19 protein-coding genes are annotated in these 19888 nt (G+C 40.4%); 6 read left to right on the top strand and 13 right to left on the bottom strand.

What is annotated here, in order from left to right; all coding sequences use genetic code 11:
- Nucleotides 1-19 precede the first annotated feature (19 nt).
- Nucleotides 20-799, top strand: coding sequence for a 3-oxoacyl-ACP reductase FabG (fabG, locus tag BrL25_RS18295; RefSeq protein WP_099327274.1), 780 nt, complete (start codon nucleotides 20-22; stop codon nucleotides 797-799).
- Between the two features lie 450 nt (nucleotides 800-1249).
- On the opposite strand, the gene BrL25_RS18290 is transcribed toward fabG, so the two are convergent.
- Complete coding sequence (locus BrL25_RS18290; protein ID WP_018673119.1) at nucleotides 1250-1621, bottom strand: DUF4180 domain-containing protein; 372 nt, start codon at nucleotides 1619-1621, stop codon at nucleotides 1250-1252.
- Nucleotides 1622-1843: 222 nt separating this feature from the next.
- Here BrL25_RS18290 and BrL25_RS18285 point away from each other — a divergent pair, with 222 nt between their 5' ends.
- Both BrL25_RS18285 and BrL25_RS26555 read left to right on the top strand, forming a co-directional pair.
- Nucleotides 1844-2170 carry a PadR family transcriptional regulator gene (locus BrL25_RS18285; protein ID WP_018673118.1) on the top strand — a complete coding sequence of 109 codons (327 nt, stop codon included), beginning with the start codon at nucleotides 1844-1846 and terminating at the stop codon, nucleotides 2168-2170.
- Between the two features lie 70 nt (nucleotides 2171-2240).
- The gene (locus tag BrL25_RS26555; protein ID WP_081621643.1) at nucleotides 2241-2786 is read left to right on the top strand and encodes an FtsW/RodA/SpoVE family cell cycle protein; all 546 of its coding nucleotides are present in this window, start codon (nucleotides 2241-2243) and stop codon (nucleotides 2784-2786) included.
- Between the two features lie 121 nt (nucleotides 2787-2907).
- On the opposite strand, the gene BrL25_RS18275 is transcribed toward BrL25_RS26555, so the two are convergent.
- Complete coding sequence (locus tag BrL25_RS18275) at nucleotides 2908-3975, bottom strand: YdcF family protein (RefSeq protein ID WP_018673116.1); 1068 nt, start codon at nucleotides 3973-3975, stop codon at nucleotides 2908-2910.
- 529 nt (nucleotides 3976-4504) lie between these two features.
- Between BrL25_RS18275 and BrL25_RS18270 the strand changes: the two genes are divergently transcribed.
- Complete coding sequence (locus tag BrL25_RS18270; RefSeq protein ID WP_018673115.1) at nucleotides 4505-5317, top strand: GNAT family N-acetyltransferase; 813 nt, start codon at nucleotides 4505-4507, stop codon at nucleotides 5315-5317.
- Between the two features lie 148 nt (nucleotides 5318-5465).
- Here BrL25_RS18270 and BrL25_RS18265 read toward each other — a convergent pair whose 3' ends face one another.
- The 6 genes from BrL25_RS18265 to BrL25_RS18240 all read right to left on the bottom strand — a co-directional run bounded on the left by BrL25_RS18265 (nucleotide 5466) and on the right by BrL25_RS18240 (nucleotide 11700).
- Nucleotides 5466-6263 carry an energy-coupling factor ABC transporter ATP-binding protein gene (locus BrL25_RS18265; RefSeq protein WP_018673114.1) on the bottom strand — a complete coding sequence of 266 codons (798 nt, stop codon included), beginning with the start codon at nucleotides 6261-6263 and terminating at the stop codon, nucleotides 5466-5468.
- A complete protein-coding gene (locus BrL25_RS18260) occupies nucleotides 6256-7140 on the bottom strand; it encodes an energy-coupling factor ABC transporter ATP-binding protein (protein ID WP_018673113.1) in 885 nt (294 codons plus the stop codon). Before BrL25_RS18260 ends, BrL25_RS18265 begins: the two co-directional genes overlap by 8 nt.
- Nucleotides 7137-7904 (bottom strand): energy-coupling factor transporter transmembrane component T family protein, encoded by a 768-nt coding sequence (locus BrL25_RS18255; protein ID WP_018673112.1) that lies wholly within the window; start codon nucleotides 7902-7904, stop codon nucleotides 7137-7139. The genes BrL25_RS18260 and BrL25_RS18255 overlap by 4 nt, the downstream gene beginning before the upstream one ends.
- 27 nt (nucleotides 7905-7931) lie before the next feature.
- On the bottom strand, nucleotides 7932-8534 hold the full coding sequence (locus tag BrL25_RS18250) for a membrane protein (protein ID WP_018673111.1): 603 nt from the start codon (nucleotides 8532-8534) through the stop codon (nucleotides 7932-7934).
- Between the two features lie 175 nt (nucleotides 8535-8709).
- Nucleotides 8710-9945, bottom strand: a complete 1236-nt coding sequence (locus tag BrL25_RS18245; RefSeq protein WP_018673110.1) for an MFS transporter — start codon at nucleotides 9943-9945, stop codon at nucleotides 8710-8712.
- A gap of 150 nt (nucleotides 9946-10095) precedes the next feature.
- A complete protein-coding gene (locus BrL25_RS18240) occupies nucleotides 10096-11700 on the bottom strand; it encodes a peptide chain release factor 3 (RefSeq protein WP_018673109.1) in 1605 nt (534 codons plus the stop codon).
- Nucleotides 11701-11895: 195 nt separating this feature from the next.
- On the opposite strand from BrL25_RS18240, the gene BrL25_RS26280 reads away from it, so the two are divergent.
- Both BrL25_RS26280 and BrL25_RS18235 read left to right on the top strand, forming a co-directional pair.
- Complete coding sequence (locus BrL25_RS26280) at nucleotides 11896-12027, top strand: hypothetical protein (protein ID WP_018673108.1); 132 nt, start codon at nucleotides 11896-11898, stop codon at nucleotides 12025-12027.
- 278 nt (nucleotides 12028-12305) lie between these two features.
- Nucleotides 12306-13820, top strand: a complete 1515-nt coding sequence (locus BrL25_RS18235) for a carboxypeptidase M32 (protein WP_018673107.1) — start codon at nucleotides 12306-12308, stop codon at nucleotides 13818-13820.
- A 106-nt stretch (nucleotides 13821-13926) separates the two neighbouring features.
- Here BrL25_RS18235 and BrL25_RS18230 read toward each other — a convergent pair whose 3' ends face one another.
- The 5 genes from BrL25_RS18230 to BrL25_RS18210 all read right to left on the bottom strand — a co-directional run bounded on the left by BrL25_RS18230 (nucleotide 13927) and on the right by BrL25_RS18210 (nucleotide 19865).
- Nucleotides 13927-14865, bottom strand: coding sequence for a DMT family transporter (locus BrL25_RS18230; protein WP_018673106.1), 939 nt, complete (start codon nucleotides 14863-14865; stop codon nucleotides 13927-13929).
- Between the two features lie 290 nt (nucleotides 14866-15155).
- Nucleotides 15156-16685 carry a S8 family serine peptidase gene (locus BrL25_RS18225; protein WP_018673105.1) on the bottom strand — a complete coding sequence of 510 codons (1530 nt, stop codon included), beginning with the start codon at nucleotides 16683-16685 and terminating at the stop codon, nucleotides 15156-15158.
- Entirely contained in the window at nucleotides 16678-17052 is a 375-nt protein-coding gene (locus BrL25_RS18220) for a hypothetical protein (protein WP_018673104.1), read from the bottom strand. Before BrL25_RS18220 ends, BrL25_RS18225 begins: the two co-directional genes overlap by 8 nt.
- A gap of 350 nt (nucleotides 17053-17402) precedes the next feature.
- A complete protein-coding gene (locus tag BrL25_RS18215; protein ID WP_018673103.1) occupies nucleotides 17403-18785 on the bottom strand; it encodes a tryptophanase in 1383 nt (460 codons plus the stop codon).
- A gap of 222 nt (nucleotides 18786-19007) precedes the next feature.
- The gene (locus tag BrL25_RS18210; RefSeq protein WP_018673102.1) at nucleotides 19008-19865 is read right to left on the bottom strand and encodes a formate/nitrite transporter family protein; all 858 of its coding nucleotides are present in this window, start codon (nucleotides 19863-19865) and stop codon (nucleotides 19008-19010) included.
- Nucleotides 19866-19888: the final 23 nt, after the last annotated feature.

The raw sequence follows: 19888 nt of genomic DNA, 5'->3' as shown, positions 1-19888 counted from the left end.
AGGATAGGAGTGCTGCTACATGCTGACGCCACTGAAGGATAAGACGGTCGTAGTGACCGGAGCCAGCAAAGGAATCGGCAAAGGAATTGCGAGAACCTTCGCCGCACAGGGGGCGAAAGTCGCGGTCGTCGCACGCAGCCTGACGAAAGCGGAGGAAACCGCGGTGGAAATCCGGAAGAACGGAGGCATTGCTCATGCCTTCCAGGGCAATGTCGCCGATTTGGAGTCGATGAAGTGCGTTGCGAGCGAGACGGCCGGTACTTTCGGGGGGATCGACGTGCTGTGCGCCAATGCCGGTATTTTTCCGAATGTGCCGATCGAGGAGATGACCGGCGAGCATTGGGATCAGGTGATGAACACGAATGCTCGCGGGACTCTGTTTTCCCTTCAAGCCTGCCTGCCCTTTCTGAAGAAGGCGGAATACGGCCGGATCATTGTTACCTCTTCGATTACGGGGCCGGCCACCGGCTATGCCGGATGGTCGCACTACGGCGCAAGCAAAGCCGCTCAGCTTGGATTCATGCGCAGTGCGGCGCTCGAGCTCGCGCGTTACAGCATTACCATTAACGCCGTCATGCCCGGCAACATAATGACGGAAGGCTTGGATGGCCTTGGAGATCATTATCTGCAGGCGATGACGGCGTCCATCCCGCTCAAGCGGCTCGGAAGCGTCGAAGATATCGCTTACGCCGCTCTTTTTTTGGCTTCGAAGGAGGCAGGTTATATTACGGGCCAAACCATCATCGTTGATGGCGGTCAGATTATTCCAGAGAGTCTGGAAGCGATGGGGCAAACCTGATTCGATTACGATAGGACACCATATCGATACCCCGAGAGAGAAGGCAGGCGCATGTCTTTGTCTTTTGAAGAGCGAAACATTTCATCATGAACCTCTGCTGGCCGAGCTCAATGTAATCATCATAACCTATGTATAAGTGGACATCCGTTTTAGAAGAACGGTTATGTCCACTTTTTTGTGAAGGTGAAGGTGGAAGTAGGGGCCTTGGGAGGTTGGCCAATAAGTATCCTATATTACCGGAGATGCCTTGCAAAGCCTTGAAAAATTAGTTGGGGAAAATCCGATAGAATGCCGAACTCAGGTAGCCTAGATGGGGCTTGTTTAAAGTTGTCTACTTGACAGGGGTAAGATCAGTTTAAGTGGTCTTTCTCTAGTAGGCCTCTAATATTATGATTCACATATATGTAGATAAATTGGCTACAAAAAATAGGAATCTGACACCGCTCATTTTTACGTATTTATACCATGCAATGCTTCCAATGCTTCCTCTTCTGTCGGTTTGAAAAATACCTGTTTTCCTTTGTTGCATTCGTAAATAAAGTCGTTCAAACTTTTGCTGTTATAGGATTCAAACTCACCAACAATTGCAATCTTCATTTTATAATTCGTATACTTTTGTAAAACCTCACCCGCAAAACCTGTTCTCAAATTAAAGAAATCTTCAGTCAGATGCTCTTTTCTCACCAGCATTTTCTCGCATCCATTATTATATCGGACATTTGCCATTACATCCAAAGCGTCGTTTACGTTATTAATAATGATGCTATCGCTTGATATAATGGCAACTTTTGAATCGCCATTTTGATTCACCTTAATTTCCATATTGCGCCTCTCCCCCATTCTCATTCTTCTTGTATCAATATACCACACTCCACATGTTGTAGAACTGAGCGTTTGCAATAAATTCCAAAATAATACTCTACTCTTCGTAATTACACCATTTAGAGTAGCAGTTGTTTTTTTGCATTAAATTCCATATACTAATACATAGATTTACGATGCATCATATATCTATGTAAATTCCAATTTTATTTGGAGGTAAATATGAAAATAAACAAAGAATTAATGAAAGGAAGTACCGTTATCTTGATATTGACTCTTCTGGATAGAAAGGAAATGTACGGGTATGAAATAGCTAAAGAGATTGAGAAGAATTCAGATGGTATTTTCACCTTAAAAGAAGGGACTATGTATCCGATCCTTCACACTTTAGAGAGTAATACTTTTGTTAAATCCTATTGGAAAGAGTATGACGGCCGGAAAAGAAAATACTATCGCATTACTGATGAAGGCCGAGCACATTTAAAAGATAAGAAAAAGGAATGGCACGTGTTCCGTACCACTGTAGATCGGATTGTAGGGGAGGAATAACCTCAGTTTTCTTACGGTTGTCTTTTTGGTTAGAGTAGGACGAAAAGAACTCAGATGGTATTTGTATTAAATTCTCAGTATTTTCATATACGCAGCAATCTTCCTTTTTATAGGTTCTAGTAGGAACTTTATTGGATTTATAAATCCATACGTTGATCCACTAGACTCTGGATGGATATATATTCAAATTTCAAACCTACTACATTCTGCAGGCTTATGGGGGCAAGGCTTTCTTTCAGCATTTAAAATAATCACATATATGGACGATCGTTTGATATTTGTATACCTAATCTATAGCTTTGGATGGGTTCTAGGAATAATCTTCCTTGCCTTAATAGCCTTTTTTGCTATACGCATTACGAGAATGATCAAAAGAGTAAATGATTCCTATGGAAAACGGATAATAACTAGTTTTCTCGCGATATTTTCACTTACATTCTTAGGAAATATTTTAATGTCCGTAGGGTATTTACCAATTGACCTTTACGATTCGATTCCGCTACCATTTATTAACGACAGTGGTGTTCATCTTATATACAAATTCATTGCTATCGGCATCATAATAAGTGTATATAGACACAAAGATATGATAGGTACACAAGCTCAGGTAAAGTAGACATTACGATAAAAATACTAGAAGGATCTTAAATATATATACACTTTCCTCTATCAATCTGCTCTTCTACAAATAGTAAAAGCCCCATTCAACGGGGCTTTTACTTCTTTTATCTGTTCGATTAGCGCTGATAGCCTGGGAATGCCCAGATTCCAGAGGTACGTAATAAATCACGGTAAATCCCTAGCTTTTCATCCTTTGTTACTTGCTTTGCTTTATCGGCAGAAGCGTAATCCATATATACCATATTCGTAAAGATACGTTTATTTTCTTTTCCCATAAGGCGAGCATAGTGGTCACTAGATGCTTGGAAGCCAGATAGAGCTCGACGCATATGAGTTGCATTTGTTACTAAGGTTGCATCAGTAATCTCCATGGTTTCTAAAATAGCCGTTGTGCATAATGCGTTTTCTACTGTATCAGATGCACTTTTTTCTAGAACAATACGATTCTTATCTACACCTTTTTCCAACAACCATTTGCTCATCGCTTCCGCTTCAGTAATGCCATTTTTAGCCGAGCCACCTGTAACGATAATTTTTGAATTAGGATATTTTTTTGCAATAGCTAATCCAGCTTGTAAACGTTCAATTAATGGCTGTTTCATAGAACCATCATTTTCAAGTGCAAAGCCTAAAATGATAATGGCATGATTTTTTTGAGGTAGGTTTTGAGGCACTGTGGTATTCAGTTCAGTCTTTAAATAAGCATCTGCTGCCTGTAGCTTCGCTTGAAAAGCAACTGCTCGCTGTGGATCAATCTTTTGTAAGGTAGCCATGGATTTGTTATATGTAGCCTCATCACCATTTACCTTTGAATAAACGCCATACAATAGATTTGCATCGAAATGATTAGGCTGGAAGTTAACGATTTGTTTGTAGATGCCCACAGCCTCTTCTACTTTCTTCTGAAAAACCAAGGTTGAGGCCAAATAGAACTTTAACTCCATATTAAATGGGTCTAAGGAGCTTGCTTCCTTCAGATTTTTTTCCATTAGCTCAAATTTATCTTTTTGAGAGCTATTACGAAATAGGTCAATCGTTGAATCAACCAAATGCTGTATCCGTTGTGCTGTTGTTTCATTTTTTACAACAGGAGTTTTTTCTCCTTCAGCAAATGCGCTAGTCAAAGGAGAGACGGTGAGTGCCAGCGCTAATGACAGGATCAGTTTGTTTTTGTGTTTTATCATGGTAGTTCCTCCTAAAATATCTTGGTGATGTAAATTACCTTTTGATTCATAATAGGTATAGCTAGTTCATGTAAGCGCATAAAAAATAATAGAATAAAATAAAAAAGGCATGACCCAAAAAACGGCAGAAAAAGCTCCGTTTAATTGGCTTATGCCTAGTCTAACTAGTAACACGCCGTATGATTGATATCGCTTACAAAAAACATGATACCATAGTCTATTTATACAAACAATTGTAGATAATGATTATTTTTCATTCGAAAGGTAAAAAACTGACTAACTTACTAAAAATGTAAGGCGTATACAGTAAAAAACATCTTTGGTATAGAAGCAGAAGGATAGGTAAAAATGACCAATCAGCGAATAATTCTTCTCCAAATACGCTGTAGTTATAGCTTGTAAGTAATTATCAGAATATTACGGGAGGATGTACATATGGTGAAACCAATTTCTATTTTTCTTCTGCTATTGTATAGTTTTTACATATAAGAGCGCTCTTACACCATAAAATTAAGAAAGGAACATAAAAATGGATAACGATCAAAAATATTACAAGCATGTAATTTTGACAAATTTGATTGCCAAAGTTTCATTTATAGCAAATAACGTAGCTGAAATGTCAGTTAAAAATACTGAAAATTACGTCAAAACAGATTGTGGTCTTCCCGCAGATACGTTTAACATTATCGTGTTACGAAATAATCATCTCAACCAATCGGAGGCAGACGAGGTAAAATTAGAGATACATCAATTTCATACAAAGAAATTCCCAATGGCGTTTTGGTATTGGGAGGATGACCACGATTTGAGTCATATACTGGAAGGTACTGGATTAGTAGAAGCCGAAATGAATGTGGCAATGGTAGCAAATTTAGAACAATTAGAACCAGTTGTATTGATACCCGAGGGCTTTGTCATAAGGGAGATATCAACCGCTGAAGACATCGTACAATTTGGCGAAATACTTGCCTCTTTGTTTGGTACATCACAAGAATCCATCTCGGTACGCTCTTATTATGAACAGCTCTCCTCCTATCCACAATTACTTACAGAAAAGATGAAGCTCTACCTTGGTGAGTACAAAGGTGAAATTGTATCAATTGGATCTTTAATTTTCACAAAAGAGAGTGTTGGTATCTACGATATTGCTACAAGATCAGAATACAGAGGAAAAGGCTTTGGATCGGCAATGTTTAATTTTCTTGTCGAAGAAGCAAAGAAACAAAAGATTCCTCTGTGTGTTCTACAAGCCTCTCCTGATGGAATCAATATCTATAAAAAATCTGGCTTTCAATCCGTCGGTCAGATAAAAGTTTTTGAGAATAGGCATTTAGTTGATTAAGCCTAGATAGCTCTCCTCAAAATCAAATCTCCACATGTGATGCTTGTTAGGCCTTAAACACGAAAAGCCCATGATTCCCCCTATTGTGGAAATCGTGGGCTTTTCGATGAAGTTTTATGTCACTTACAAGACAGGTATCCGTATACCACTAGCCCTTTTTTGACCATCTTTCAATCAGTTCTTCCGCTGTCAATATGGTTTCGACTTCCCCCCACTCCTTGCCAAGCTGCGTCACATATGGCGTGTCCAAACCTGCGCGTTGTAAAAGCTCCTGGTGGGAAAAGACATGGCGAGTGTCTGCGTCTATTAGTACCTGCCCTTGGTTCAAGACAATTGTTCGCTCAAAATGAGCAGCGACAAAATCCATATCATGTAAAATAGCCAGCACTAGTTTACCTTCCTGCTTCAACTGCTTGATAATCTCTGCAATCCGACGTTTTCCAGCATCATCCTGTGCAATTGTTGGTTCATCTAAAATGATGACGTCTGTATTCATAGCAACCACAGATGCGATGGTTATTAGTTTTTTCTCCGATAACCCCAGATCATGTGGATTCTCAGCATGACGATCCCATAAACCTACTAGCTGCAAAGCTTCCTTGGTACGTTGCTTTGCCGTTTGTACATCTACCTTGAGCTGTAGGGGGCCAAACATCACTTCATCTAATACTGTTCTTTTAAAAATCTGATCATGTGGATTTTGAAAGACGAGCCCAATTGTACCAGCAAGCTGTGCTACAGTCGCTGTTTTGGTATTAACCTCTCCAATACAAATGTCACCTGCTGTTGGTTGCAATAAGCCTTTTAATAGCTTGACTAAGGTCGTTTTCCCAGCACCATTCTGACCAATAATAGCCGTTGTGCGTTGGTCAAAAGCAAGTGATATTCCTTTTAGTACTTCCTGTCCACTTTGATAACCAAAACGAACATCCTTTAGTTTAATCATGCTGGTCACCCTCATTAGACTGCGATCTATTTTGTTGCTGATGTGCCTCATAAGAGCGCTGTGCTTCTTTTAACGTAACAGGATATGTATTTGCACCAGGTAATCTCAGACCTAATTCCCGACATACTCGGGTATAGACGGGTGGTTGAATATCATACTGTGCCAAGTCATCTCGTGAGAACAGGCGAGACGGTGTATCCACATCAATCAATTTCCCCTGGTGAAACAAGGCAATACGGTCAGCGTATACGGCCAGCTTTTCCATTTTGTGTTCAGCCAATATGACGGTCATGCCTTCTTTACTCAAACTTTGAATAGCGCGAAATACCTCTTCGGAACCTTGAGGATCAAGCTGAGATGTAGGCTCATCTAACACAATCACCTGAGGCCGCATAGCAATGACGCTAGCAATTGCCATCCGTTGCATCTGACCACCTGACAAGTCAAAAGGGGCACGGTCTTTGCATTCTTCGATATCTAACAAATGCAGGACGTGATCAATTCTCTCGATCATTTGTTGCCGAGGTACACCCAAGTGCTCTAGTCCAAACGCAATCTCTTCATACACCGTTAGCTTAGCACCTGTTACCTGTGTAAAAGGATTCTGGAAGACAATGCCCACCTTGCGTATGGTTTCGTCAATTCCCTCTTTGCCCACATCTGTACCATCAATCAACACACTACCACCATAAGCCCCTTTATAAAAGTGGGGCACTAGTCCAGTTAATGCTTGGCAAAATGTTGATTTACCAGCTCGATTTTGTCCAATCACACCGAGGAACTCACCACGTTGTACTGTCATGCTTACACCATCTAACGCCAATTGTTCGCTCATTGGGTACCGATATTTTAGCTGATTAATCTCAATGTGACTCATCCGATAACCCTCCAAACAATCGCAATCACTATGCATACTCCCATAAGTGCTCGTAACATTTTTCCATGTGCATATTGTGTTTCTTCTTGTAGAAACGTCTTGGGACCCGATACATTAAACCCGCGAACCTGTAAAGCAAGACTCCGTTCCTTCGTATCTATGAGCGAGCTTAATACAACCGGACCGATTAGCGGAACAAATGCTTTCATTCTGGCCAACAAGCCCCCTTGTGTCTCCATCCCGCGCGATCGCTGTGCATCTGTAATCGTTTCCATTGTTGTCATCATTTGTGGGATAATTTGAAATACAGAGCTTAACACATATCCGAAGCGAGGTGACAAACCTTTTCGGACGAGTGATTCAATTAAATCCGACGGCTTAGTAGTTAATACCAGAATGAGAAAAGCTCCTACAATATTAAGGGCACGAAAACAAATACCCAGAGCATATAGTAAGCCTTCCTGATAAAACATCCAAGAGCCTATTTGAAAAAGCACCGTTTCATTTTTCACATAAAAAAATCCTTGGATAAGAACAATGGTTACCAGTACAAATCCAACAAAGCTAATGACTGCCAAAGCACGCCTGAACACCTTGCCAATCAATAAAATAAGGAAGCTAACGAGCATACCAATCAAAGCAGTGTACAAAGACGGTAAAATGATTGGTACCAATATAGCAAAAACAATATAGAAAAGCTTAGTAATCGGATCAATCTGGTGTATTACCGTATCCTTTGGAACATATAGACTCAATGTTTTCATGGTTTCTACACCTCTTATCTACCAACTTTAGTCCAGTGACTCAATATCTGACTTGTTTTTGTACATATGAATAAGGCTCTTTGGCAACACACGATATATGCCATAGGCAACCAAAACAGTTAATAATTTATCAGGAACATCCACCACCAATTCGTCTAAGAAAGAAGCAAGCCAGATTGATTGCGTCTTGTTCATTACAGAAGCAAACACAATGTCGCCCCATAAATTCCCAGTCTGTCCACCCCAAAACCATACATTTAATGGTGTAGAAATGAGCACAGCAGTTACACCAACAGTTAGTCCAACAACAGCCGCCTTACCCCAGCTGTTTATCCAGCCTTTGAAAGCCATTGCCCCTGCAACTAAGCCCATACAAAGACTAGTCAAAGCATATACAAACGAAATCGGGTCCACCGTTAAACCATAAATAATGTTATTAATGAGTCCAGACAATCCCCCGATAATAGGACCTGCAAGTAAACTAGCCAGCACTGTTCCAATAGCATCCAGCCACAGAGGTAATTTTAAGAGTCCTGCAAACAATTTACCAATGTAATTAACACCAACCGCTACTGGAATAAGTACGAGCGCTGTAGTTGATAACGACCACATGCTGCGTTTTGTAGACATGATCATTCCTCCTTAACAAAATTAGTTTTAGTATGGGGGCTAAAAGCCATACTAGCAATAGTTTCGTAACAATTTGAGCAAGAAGTTTTTTATTTCTCTTCGTTCTCTAATATATTTACCATGTAATGACAATTCACTCCTCTAAAAATGAAATTCTCCCCGTTACGACGCCATATTAGCGCCGCACCGGAGAGACTGCTTGCCACTTTTTATCCTGAAACAAAATACAACACACACTAGCCGTCATCAGTACGAGGAATCCAGTAAAAAAGGAACGGCTGATATTATCATACATTCCAGCTACTATCGGGCTTAAAATGGCTCCAGCAGACATTATAGCAGAGTAAAAGCTAAAAGCAGTACCGTAGAGATGACGTGGTGAATAGGAAGTCAAAATGGTTGTCATTGCAGGAAATAACAGCCCAAAGGCTCCCCCTACTAAAAACATCATCCAGTAAATCGAGACATTCCAATTCATTGCTGTCACATAAAACATGGCACTCAAAATGGAAAGACCAAATAAGCAGCGAACCACTGGCGACTTACGTTGTATCTGTGCCAAACTCAGTGTAAGCAATGAACCTAATCCCATCATGCTGAAAACCATACCAGTTACAGTAGGGTCTAAATGCTGACGAGCAATCAATAATGGCACTTCATACATCATAGTTCCTTGTGCATACATGATTGCAAAAGCAGAAAAGAAAGCAGGATACATCCCAACACTTCCAAATATCACGTGCAGCGTTGCTTTTACAGTTTTCTTTTGAGTCTGGTCGTTTTGGTGATCCTGCTTTTGTTCATCTACGTCTGCTTTGAATAAATACTCCTCAGGAGTCACCTTCCTTCCTTCTCCGCTATGCTTCGGTAAAAAGAGTAATGCGATTAGTCCTGTGATTAGCATTACCCATCCCAAGATGACAAAGGAGTTAGCAAATCCAAACCTTCCCGCTAAAAATCCCCCCACTGCTGGTGACAAAATAGAGGCAAAGGTTAGAATAATGCCTTTTTGTACAAATATTTTATTTTGTTCATCAATCGTATCCGCAGATGAGGCGAGCACCGCAAAACAAGCAGGAGAGACAAAAGCCATAACATACCCATAGGTCAACCGGATACCGAGCAATTGCGTAGAGCTATCAATAATCCCATGTAGCATTAATAAAATTCCTGAGATCATCAAGCCTGCGCTAATAAATCCTTTTTTGTTATAGCGATCGATGATAGGTCCTGCTGTCAAATTGCCAATGAGATTAGTGAAGGAATACGCACTTAACAAAAGTCCAATTAACAAAGCAGGCGCTCCCAATTCTTCAATAAAGGGTGATAAGAGGGGCATTTGTGCATGCATGTCGAACGAGGCTAAAAACAAAATGACAAACAGCAACCAAAGGGCATACTTTCTCCGCAAAACATTTCCACTCCTTCCTTTGCTACTGCTCTTTTCACTATATGAGAGTGGCTGTCCGCTTCATGAATGAAAAAAAAACCTTTTTATACAAGAAAGACGCAAAAGATGTCTTTTGCATCCTTGCGTCTTTTGGTATTTGCTTTGCTTATATTAGTCCGTCACTCGGTGTAATCCTAAGGAACTCTCATGGAAAGTAAGCTTCGGATATTTTTCTTGAGCCATGCGTAATTGGTATTCACTATCAAATAGCATGACTAGACGACCATAACGATCTGTAACGGATTGGCTGCGGGATTTAACCGCATCCATTGCTTCCTTATCTCCTTCGATCCAACGTGCAATTTGGTACGACATACGTTGTAAATCAATATCAACGCCGTACTCTGCTTTCAAGCGATACTCCAGTACTTCAAATTGCAAGACACCAACCACTCCAATAATGAGCTCTTCCCATGGATGGGTCTTAAACAACTGCACTGTACCTTCTTCTGTCAGTTGCATGATGCCTTTTTGGAACTGTTTATGCTTCATCGCATCTTTAACGGTCACCTTGGCAAAGAATTCTGGAGAGAAATGCGGCATTTCTTCGTATTCAAAGGCAGGCCCAACACAGAGTGTGTCCCCTATTTGAAAAATTCCCGGGTCAAATAAACCAATTACATCACCAGCAAATGACTCATCAACTATTTCACGATCTTGCGCCATAAATTGCATAGGTTGAGCCAATTTGATATCTTTACCTAACCGCACGTGGCGAACGCTCATTCCTCTTTGGAATTTACCTGAGCAAATTCGCATAAATGCTACACGATCCCGATGTGCTGGGTTCATGTTAGCCTGAATTTTAAAGATGAAGCCAGAGAATTTACCATTTAATGGATCAACTTCTCCGATTGTACTTTTCTTTGGCGAAGGTGGCGGTGCCATCTGCAAGAAATTTTCTAGGAAGGTTTGTACTCCGAAGTTATTGATCGCCGAACCGAAAAACACAGGAGTCAACTCCCCCTTAGCGATCAGTGACTCATCGTATTCATCACCTGCGATATCTAACAAGGAAACTTCTTCCTGTAGCTGATCGTACAGAACCTCGCCTACGCTACTCTTAATTTTGGGATCATCAGGTCCACTTACTTCAACGGAGGAAATCTCTTGGTGATCACTATCATCCTGATACAGCTCCACGCGATTTTTCACACGGTCATATACACCACAAAGATCGCTTCCCATACCAATTGGCCAGTTCATTGGATAAGAGCGGATTCCCAATACATTCTCTAATTCTTCTAAAAGAGAGAACGGGTCTTTTCCGTGACGATCCAATTTGTTGATAAAGGTAAAAATAGGAATTCCACGCATCCGACAAACCTTAAACAGCTTGATGGTCTGCGCCTCTACCCCTTTTGCTACGTCAATGATCATGACCGCAGCATCAGCAGCAGTCAACGTACGGTACGTATCCTCACTAAAGTCTTCATGACCAGGTGTATCCAAAATATTAATATGGTGTCCTTTATATTCAAAGTCCATCGCGGAGGAGGTTACTGAGATACCACGTTTTTTCTCAATTTCCATCCAGTCGGAAGTAGCATGTTTAGAGTTTTTACGTCCTTTCACCACGCCGGCTTCTCGAATGGCGCCTCCATAATACAATAATTTTTCAGTCATCGTCGTTTTCCCGGCATCCGGGTGGGAAATGATAGCGAATGTACGCCGTCTCGTGATTTCATTCTCCCAATTCGCTTGTGATTGAGTCATTTATTCATTCTCCTATGGCAATCAAATTCTTCCTTACGCTTCTCTACCAGTACGATTATACAAACAAACTCGCTTCGATAAAAGAGAAAAGTCTACAATTAGCGTGATTCTCTTCTACTACATCCTACTTTACATGAAACTTTAACCAAAATGGCTCGTAATTCGTATATAAGATTTAAAGGAGATCGGCTGACTATGAAAGACAGTATTAGTAGCAAAGTTTATGTAATTAAAGAAAATTTGTTCTTAAATGACACAACAGTAAAACCTGAGTTTGTCGGTGAAATTATCAATGAAGGTCAAAAACTATCAGTCGGTTCAATCTAAAGATACCCACAATAGTGATAAAACTGGACTATCATTATGGCACCAATCGTTGCTATCTTCTTTATTGGCTATATTATCATCAGTTATTCAAAACGAAGAGCGGGCAAATAAATCGCCTGCTTTTCTGTTAGAAGATAGATGTACATACACAAAAAATCCGCTATAATAATGAGACAGTCAGCATGTGTAAGCGAAGATAATCCTAGGCATTCTGTATATACATAATTTTCGAACAAAAATTTTTTATCAGAAAATTTTCTTTAGGAGGCGTTCTCTCTATGAGTAAGATTAATCAATTAGCTACAGATTTTACTACTTTCTCTAAAAAAATTCAGGCGTACAATAATGCAACCGCTGTCTTATACTGGGATCTTCGTACGAAAGCACCGAAAAAAGGGATGGATGCACGCTCTGAAGTAATTTCTACCTTATCCACTGAGGCATTCAAGCTCTCTACATCCGAACAAATGGAGGATTACTTACAACGTCTGACTGAAGAGCAAACCTACAAGCAATTAGATGCGGTTACTCAAAAATTAGTGGAAGAATCCAAAAAAGAATTTGATTTAAACAAAAAGATTCCAACCGACCGTTATCAAGAATATGTGCTCGTGACAAACCAAGCTGAAAATCTCTGGGAAGAGGCTCGCGAAAAAAATGATTTTTCTCTGTTCCGTCCCTACCTAGAAAAGATCGTTAAAATGAAATTGGAATTCATTAATTATTGGGGAGCGAAGCCAGATAAATATGATACCCTATTGGATCAATATGAACCAGGTATGACAGTAAAACAATTGGACCAAATTTTCACCTTATTGCGTGATAAAACGGTTCCATTGGTACATGCAATCAATGAATCTAATCGTCGACCAAATATTAGCTTTATGGAAAAACATTTCGCCAAAGCAGATCAAGCAGCATTTAATCAGCTTGTGTTGAAGAAAATTGGCTTTGACTTCCAAGCAGGTCGCCTGGATACCAGTACCCATCCCTTCTGCATTCACTTTGGTTCCAGCGATGTCCGTCTAACCACCCGATACGATGAACAAGATTTCCGTTATGCTTTATGGAGTAGTATTCATGAAGCAGGTCATGGTATGTATGAGCAAAATGTAAATACAGCTTATAATGGTCTATTGCTAAGTAACGGTACATCCATGGGCGTTCATGAGTCCCAGTCACGTTTTTGGGAAAACATGGTCGGTCGTAGTCTGCCTTTCTGGGAGCATTTCTATCCAGCTGCACAACAAGCATTCCCTGAGCAATTTGCCGGTGTAGCATTGGAAGATTTCTACCGGGCAGCCAATTTAGTAGAACCATCCTTTATCCGTACGGAGTCAGATGAGCTTACTTACAATTTGCATATCATGGTTCGCTATGAGATCGAAAAGGGCTTAATCAACGAAACCATTGAGGTAGGCGAACTACCACAAATTTGGAATAAGAAAATGAAAGAATACCTAGGCGTCGATGTACCTAGTGATGATCTTGGGGTCTTGCAGGATGTTCACTGGTCTAGCGGTTTAATGGGTTACTTCCCAACATATTCCCTAGGAAATGTTTATGCCGCACAATTTACACATGCAATGAAGAAGCAGCTTCCTAGCTTTGATGATCTCTTACGTGCTGGTGACTTTACACCGCTTAACCAATGGTTACGCGAGAATATCCACCAATTCGGAAAAATGAAATCTCCACAGGAGTTATTGCAGCATGTAACCGGAGAGCAAGTGAATGCAAGCTATCTAGTTGATTATTTAGAAACGAAATATAAAGACTTATATCAGCTTTAAAAATAAGCATAGCCTATTCTTTATAAGAGCATAAAAATAGCCTCCTTGTGCGCTCATCATTTTCTAGATGCTGCGACACATGGAGGCAAATTACTCTTTTATTCCCTTATTTATAATTAGCTTCGTCTGTTTTTACCACATTCATTCCTACTGATTTTTCATTTGTTCTGGTCAGAACAATTATCCCCAATACTACAAACCCCATTCCTAAAATATGATACCAGTAGATGTCTTCCTTAAGCACTAAGCTCGATAATAAAATCGTAGTTATTGGCGTTAGTGCAGTGAACACGGAGGCTACACTAGCAGGTATCACTTTTAATCCTTGATTCATTAAAATGACTGCCAGTATTGTAACGATAATGGCTGTATAGAAAACCAATAGCCAAACCGATATAGATATTTGAGAAAAATCGATGCTCAATGAATCATGAATAGCTAGTGGTAAAAATAAAATGGCCCCTATAATACTCAATGCCGTTGAAATAGCTAAAGGAGACCACGCTTTCGATAATAGTTTTCCAAACGAAAAAAAGATAGCATCCCCTATAACAGCACAGAGAATCAGAAAATTCCCAAAAAGTGAACTAAAACTTATACTATTTGTAGAAATAATTCCAAAAACATTTATTGAAATTGTGCCTAAGATAGTTAATAAAATTCCCGAAATCTTTACAACACCTAATTTCTCTTTAAGAAAAACGTATGCAATGACTCCCATTGCAGCAGGAGTACAACTTAGAACAATTCCACTTTCTACAGCAGAGGTATATTGTAATCCATATAATAAGCATACACTAAATAGAAAAATTCCTACGAAGCTTTGTACGAGTAGAACAAAAGCATCTTTTTTATATAAGGTAGGAAACCTTCTTTCTTTTCGATAAAACATTGGCAGCAAAATAAGACTAGCAATAAGTAGCCTTAATTCAGATGCTAAAAAAATAGGAATTTGCTCCAAAATAAATTTATTTACTACTACAAAGCTTCCTACAATAGACATGGCAATGGATACTTTAACATACGCAATCGTGCTATTAGACAAGTAAATCTCTCCCACTATTTAATAAAAAATCGCTTTTTCTCTATTTAGCTTATATTTATGGCGAAACCCGATTGTTTACCATCAACAGTAATAGTACCATAATTAGCTATTCTATTGGTTTTTTTTAGAAGCAAAAGTGCACTCACATTCCTGTTAGGTTACGGATAAAATATGCACAATCCATTCAATTTTTCGTTTTTTAAAATATCCCACTTTCGGATAGTACAAAAAAGGCTTTTTGACTAGAACAAAAAGCCTCACCTTTCCTTAGAACGATTTTTCAAATTAGACTAGTGAATATTTCTAGCCAGCTGTACAGCTTTCTTTGCATTAGCTAGTCCACTTCCTGTCGCTACATCACTTCCAGGGCCCGCAGGTGCACCTAGAGCATTTACTCCTACTGTAATATCTGTTGCTGTACTCATTAGTACTTCTTTTATTTTTTGTGGGGTTATGGCTGGGTTCGCTTGTTTTAGCAATGCACATATACCTGCTAGCTGTGGTGCTGCTGCTGACGTTCCACTAAATCTAGCCCACCCATCACTTGGCGTTGTCCCATCCACATCTGTACTTCCCGACATCGGATCAATTTTTGCTTCAGCTTCATCTAACTCATCTCCTGGTTCGACAGGAAGCATGATATATTGTGCACGAGGTTGCATTCCTACTAGACCACATACATCAGGAACCTTACGTCCAGGAAAGATACGACTATTAAAACCACTTGCATAGTTAGATGCTTGCATACGTCCAGTTTCATCGACATAGACCCCACCTGCAGAAATTACGTCAGGATGCTGTCCCGGAAATGAAATATGACCATTCCCTGCTGAGAAAACCACTGTAATACCTTGCCTTACTGCATTCGCAACTGCGGTAGATAGCACTCTCTCAAAAGCTGATATAGAACTGCGCTGTTTTGTATCAAATCCCCAGCTACATGTAATGACATCTGGTTGAAGCTGTACTGCCGTGTTGAAATCACCTGCTGCATTGACAGCTGCATCAACATTAGGAAGCCCTCCCTGTTTTACCATCGTAAAGGTAATATGTGGAGCTAAGGCAAAAATATTAGCCGACTCTCCCGTCCCATGCCCACTCTCATCATGGGTTGGAGCAGTTGCACCAGGTGCTAGTACTACTTGATTGGCATGATATCCTTTCGCTTCAAAATACGGATGACGATACCACCCACTATCTACCATGGCAACATGAACGCCTCGTCCTGTAATGCCTTCATCGTGAACAGAATCTGCTTGTAAAATACGAGCTACGTCTTCTGGAACATCCAAATAATAGCCTTGTACGTTTGGCGCAGTAGCTAAGGGAGGAGTAGCCATCGAGGAAGGCCTCTCTAATGTAGCCACACCACCATCACCTAATGAAAGATAATAGACTGGTTCATTGATTGCTACACCTTCTAATACATCAGAAAGCGTACTATTAGACGTATCGATCAGTCCAGACATCTCCGTTGATGGATCATCTAAAATCGTGGCAGTACCCATCTGACCATGTTTCATGACACTGCGTTCTTCTGCTACAATCTTCGTGTTAAAGGCCTTCTCATAAGTCTCTGGTGGAGCTGATATGTTGATTGTCGTATTTCCAATATGTAAAACTTCAAACCCTGCCTCTTTCAACTTTTCCACCGCTTTATCCACTAATTCTGGTTTGTTATAGTAACGCTCAACATTTTCATGCGTGATAGATCCTGTTGTTGCAAAAAGAGACTCTCCCTCAACAGAATGTACAGATGCCTCCGCAAATATGATAGGAGGCATTGAGGATACCCCTGTTACGTCATGATTCTCAGTCATTTCTCTCGTCCCCTTTTCCACTAGTTTTGTCATAATAAATAGGCTTGTTTTCTTGAAACACAACTTGTTCTACGACATGTTGCATATGAGAAGGAATCTGTAAATTTCCTTTGTTCCATTCCTCTCCCAGCCATTGTGCAAACTGCTTTTTCGTCCCACTTACAGTCATTGTCACACCAGCGGTATGTACTGTTAGACCATTCGCTTCAATGAGTTGCTTCGCTTCTGCCAATACTTTTTCACTTGGCTGAAATAACTCGACGTTTTCCGACGTAATTGGTACATTTGTTGTTAAGAGAGATTGTCCACTTTTTGACTGTAAGACTACCTCAGCAGAAATCATTTGATCGGATGAATGTATGTTCATTTATTCCCCCACCAAATCAGGATGTTTTTATTATTACAAATGTCCATTTTCTTATTCTGGTAACATACACTCTTCCTATTCACAAAAAATACAGTGATTACCGTTCCTCTGGCGACATCAGAGTCGTAGTTGCATTTTTACTATCAGAGAGTATAAAAAAGGAGCGACTTTAATCGCTCTCTACCTAATCTTTTAGCCGTCTACCTCCTCTTTATATGTAATTTTTGATTTATCTATTAATTGTTGTATATATTTACTGTTTTTTCTGATAACGAAAACTTCATAAGTCTTTTAGACATTATTCTGTATGACAAGACTGCTCTCATACAGTGATTGATCTCCGCTTGTAGCTATTTTTCCTCAACCGGTTTCAAGCGCGCAGTGAAATGGCGGAGCATTGGTGGTTCGTATGTAAACGTAAGCCCCCGCAACTCATGTGCACGCTCTTTAATCCGAATTAAACCGTCTGCAATAACATCCATATGGGCATAGGTGTACACCCTTCGTGGAATCGTTAGGCGTAATAATTCTAGGGGACTTACAAGTTGTTGGTTGGTTTTTGGGTCTCTTCCCAGTAATAATGAGCCTACCTCTACCGCCCGAACCCCGCTTTCTACATAAAGCTCATTGGCAAGTACCTGACCTGGGAATTGATCAAACGGAATGTGTGATAACATTTTTTTGGCATCTACAAATACAGCATGACCTCCAGTTGGCGTCTGGATCGGGATTCCACCTGCTACCAGTCGATCTCCTAAATAAGCAATCTGCGCAATCCGATAGTGCAAATACTCCTCCTCTACAACCTCCTGTAAGCCTGCTGCTAATGCTTCCATATCACGTCCCGCCAAACCTCCATATGTCGGGAACCCTTCAAGAGGGACAACAGCAGAACGGATTTGTTCATACAACTCTTGTTCTTCACGAATCCCAATAAGTCCTCCAATATTGACCAATCCGTCCTTTTTAGCACTCATGGTAAAAGCATCTGCGTAAGTAAACATTTCCCGAACAATTTGACGAATTGATTTTTGCTGATAGCCAGCTTCACGCTGTTTAATAAAATAAGCGTTCTCAGAAAAACGAGCGGCATCTAGCAAAAATCGAAGACCATATTCTTTGGCTAATGCTGAAGCTTGCTTAATATTCTCCATAGATACAGGCTGGCCACCTGCACTGTTATTTGTAATCGTTATGATTAGTAAAGCAATATTTTCCTTCCCTGTTTCTTCGATAACTTTTCTTGCTTTCTCAATATCTATATTTCCCTTAAAAGCATGGTAGGTATTTGTGTCTAAAGCTTCGTCCGTCACAAGATCAATGGCTTTTCCGCCTGCCAATTCCACATGAGCTCGGGTTGTATCAAAGTGCCAGTTACTAATGACAGACTGGCCTGGCTTGATCAGCAGAGGAAACAGAACTTGTTCGGCTCCCCTCCCCTGATGAGTTGGAACAACATAAGAATACCCGATTACATCTCGCACACTATCTTGTAAATGATAAAAACTACGACTACCTGCATAGGATTCATCGCCTTGCATAAGCCCTGCCCATTGCCGATCGCTCATTGCTCCTGTTCCACTGTCCGTTAGCAAATCAATGTAGACATCTTCAGCGCGAAGTGAAAACGGATTATACCCCGCTTCCTTTAATGCAGTAATCCGTTCGTCTCGTGAAATAAGTCGCAATGGTTCTATCATTTTGATTTTAAATGGTTCCGCTGGATATTTCATTTTTTCCTCACCTCTTCACATATTTTCTTACCAATTATTGATACGGATACCTGTTATACTACGTTACTGATCTTTAGACTCTTTATTTTATGATGCAAAGATTTGAAGCATATCAGGTAAACAAGAAAAAATTTTAACCAGCAAACAACTAAGAAATAAAAATATAAAAAGCCTGTTCCCACGTGCCGAGGAACAGACCTTTCTTCACTTATGAAATATATATTATTTCGCTTGCAGGCTAGCATTCTCTGCTGTAGCTAACTGCTGCTTTTCTGTACGTTCTTCCTGTTGTTTTCCTTTTGTTAACTTGGTTTTGATAGGCGATACCAACCAGTACATGGTACCTACAAATAGTGCTCCCCCGACAATGTTTCCTAAAGTAACAATGCTCAGGTTATGAACCCAGCCCGCAATGGTAATGGTCTCTGGGTGTGGAAGCATTAGCGCCAGTGTTAACACTGTCATGTTGGCTACGCTATGCTCATAGCCAGAGGTAATAAAGGCAAACAACATCCAGAAAATCAGAATTAGTTTCGCTGTATCTTCCTTGGCCCGGGTCGCTGTCCAAATAGACAAACAAACTAACCAGTTACAAAGAATTCCTCTGAAAAATAATTGCACAGTTGGTAGGTTCATTTTTTTAGCTGCTAGATAAAAGAGCATATGGTCGCTTGAAGCGTGACTAAACACTCCCGAACCTAAGATGATCAGGCAGAAAACAGTTGCACCGAGTAGGTTACCAATCCAGCACCACACCCAGTTCTTCCCTGCATCCTTCCATTTAGTCGCACCACTTAATGCACCTATTGTGAAATACATATTATTGCCGGTAAACAAATCGGAACCAGCGAAGATCACCAGGGTTAAGGCAATCCCAAACGACACGCCCATTAATGTCATAGTAAGGGGGGAACCAGCTTGTAACAGTGGTTCACCCACCGTTAAAATTAATACGATTCCAATCCCTACATAGCATCCCGCTAGAGCAGCGTGTAGCAAGTAGCGTGCTATGCTTTTATCCAGCATCTCTTTTTTCTTTAGTGCGTTCTTAGCCATCACTTCCAGAGTATCAGTATACAAGGTCTCCAACTCCTTAGGGTGTT

Origin of the sequence: Brevibacillus laterosporus DSM 25 (assembly GCF_002706795.1) — a bacterium.
Taxonomy (GTDB): Bacteria; Bacillota; Bacilli; order Brevibacillales; family Brevibacillaceae; genus Brevibacillus_B; species Brevibacillus_B laterosporus.
This window is presented reverse-complemented; position numbering and strand designations above follow the sequence as displayed.

Bases quoted from the DNA above. Each gene is read 5' to 3' on its own strand.
- BrL25_RS18225 (WP_018673105.1), bottom strand. From the start codon at position 16,685: ATGACTGAGAATCATGACGTAACAGGGGTATCCTCAATGCCTCCTATC.
- BrL25_RS18235 (WP_018673107.1), top strand. From the start codon at position 12,306: ATGAGTAAGATTAATCAATTAGCTACAGATTTTACTACTTTCTCTAAA.
- BrL25_RS18265 (WP_018673114.1), bottom strand. From the start codon at position 6,263: ATGATTAAACTAAAGGATGTTCGTTTTGGTTATCAAAGTGGACAGGAA.
- BrL25_RS26280 (WP_018673108.1), top strand. From the start codon at position 11,896: ATGAAAGACAGTATTAGTAGCAAAGTTTATGTAATTAAAGAAAATTTG.
- BrL25_RS18290 (WP_018673119.1), bottom strand. From the start codon at position 1,621: ATGGAAATTAAGGTGAATCAAAATGGCGATTCAAAAGTTGCCATTATA.
- BrL25_RS18270 (WP_018673115.1), top strand. From the start codon at position 4,505: ATGGATAACGATCAAAAATATTACAAGCATGTAATTTTGACAAATTTG.
- BrL25_RS18255 (WP_018673112.1), bottom strand. From the start codon at position 7,904: ATGAAAACATTGAGTCTATATGTTCCAAAGGATACGGTAATACACCAG.
- BrL25_RS18240 (WP_018673109.1), bottom strand. From the start codon at position 11,700: ATGACTCAATCACAAGCGAATTGGGAGAATGAAATCACGAGACGGCGT.
- fabG (WP_099327274.1), top strand. From the start codon at position 20: ATGCTGACGCCACTGAAGGATAAGACGGTCGTAGTGACCGGAGCCAGC.
- BrL25_RS18260 (WP_018673113.1), bottom strand. From the start codon at position 7,140: ATGAGTCACATTGAGATTAATCAGCTAAAATATCGGTACCCAATGAGC.
- BrL25_RS18285 (WP_018673118.1), top strand. From the start codon at position 1,844: ATGAAAATAAACAAAGAATTAATGAAAGGAAGTACCGTTATCTTGATA.
- BrL25_RS18275 (WP_018673116.1), bottom strand. From the start codon at position 3,975: ATGATAAAACACAAAAACAAACTGATCCTGTCATTAGCGCTGGCACTC.
- BrL25_RS18215 (WP_018673103.1), bottom strand. From the start codon at position 18,785: ATGAAATATCCAGCGGAACCATTTAAAATCAAAATGATAGAACCATTG.
- BrL25_RS18250 (WP_018673111.1), bottom strand. From the start codon at position 8,534: ATGTCTACAAAACGCAGCATGTGGTCGTTATCAACTACAGCGCTCGTA.
- BrL25_RS18220 (WP_018673104.1), bottom strand. From the start codon at position 17,052: ATGAACATACATTCATCCGATCAAATGATTTCTGCTGAGGTAGTCTTA.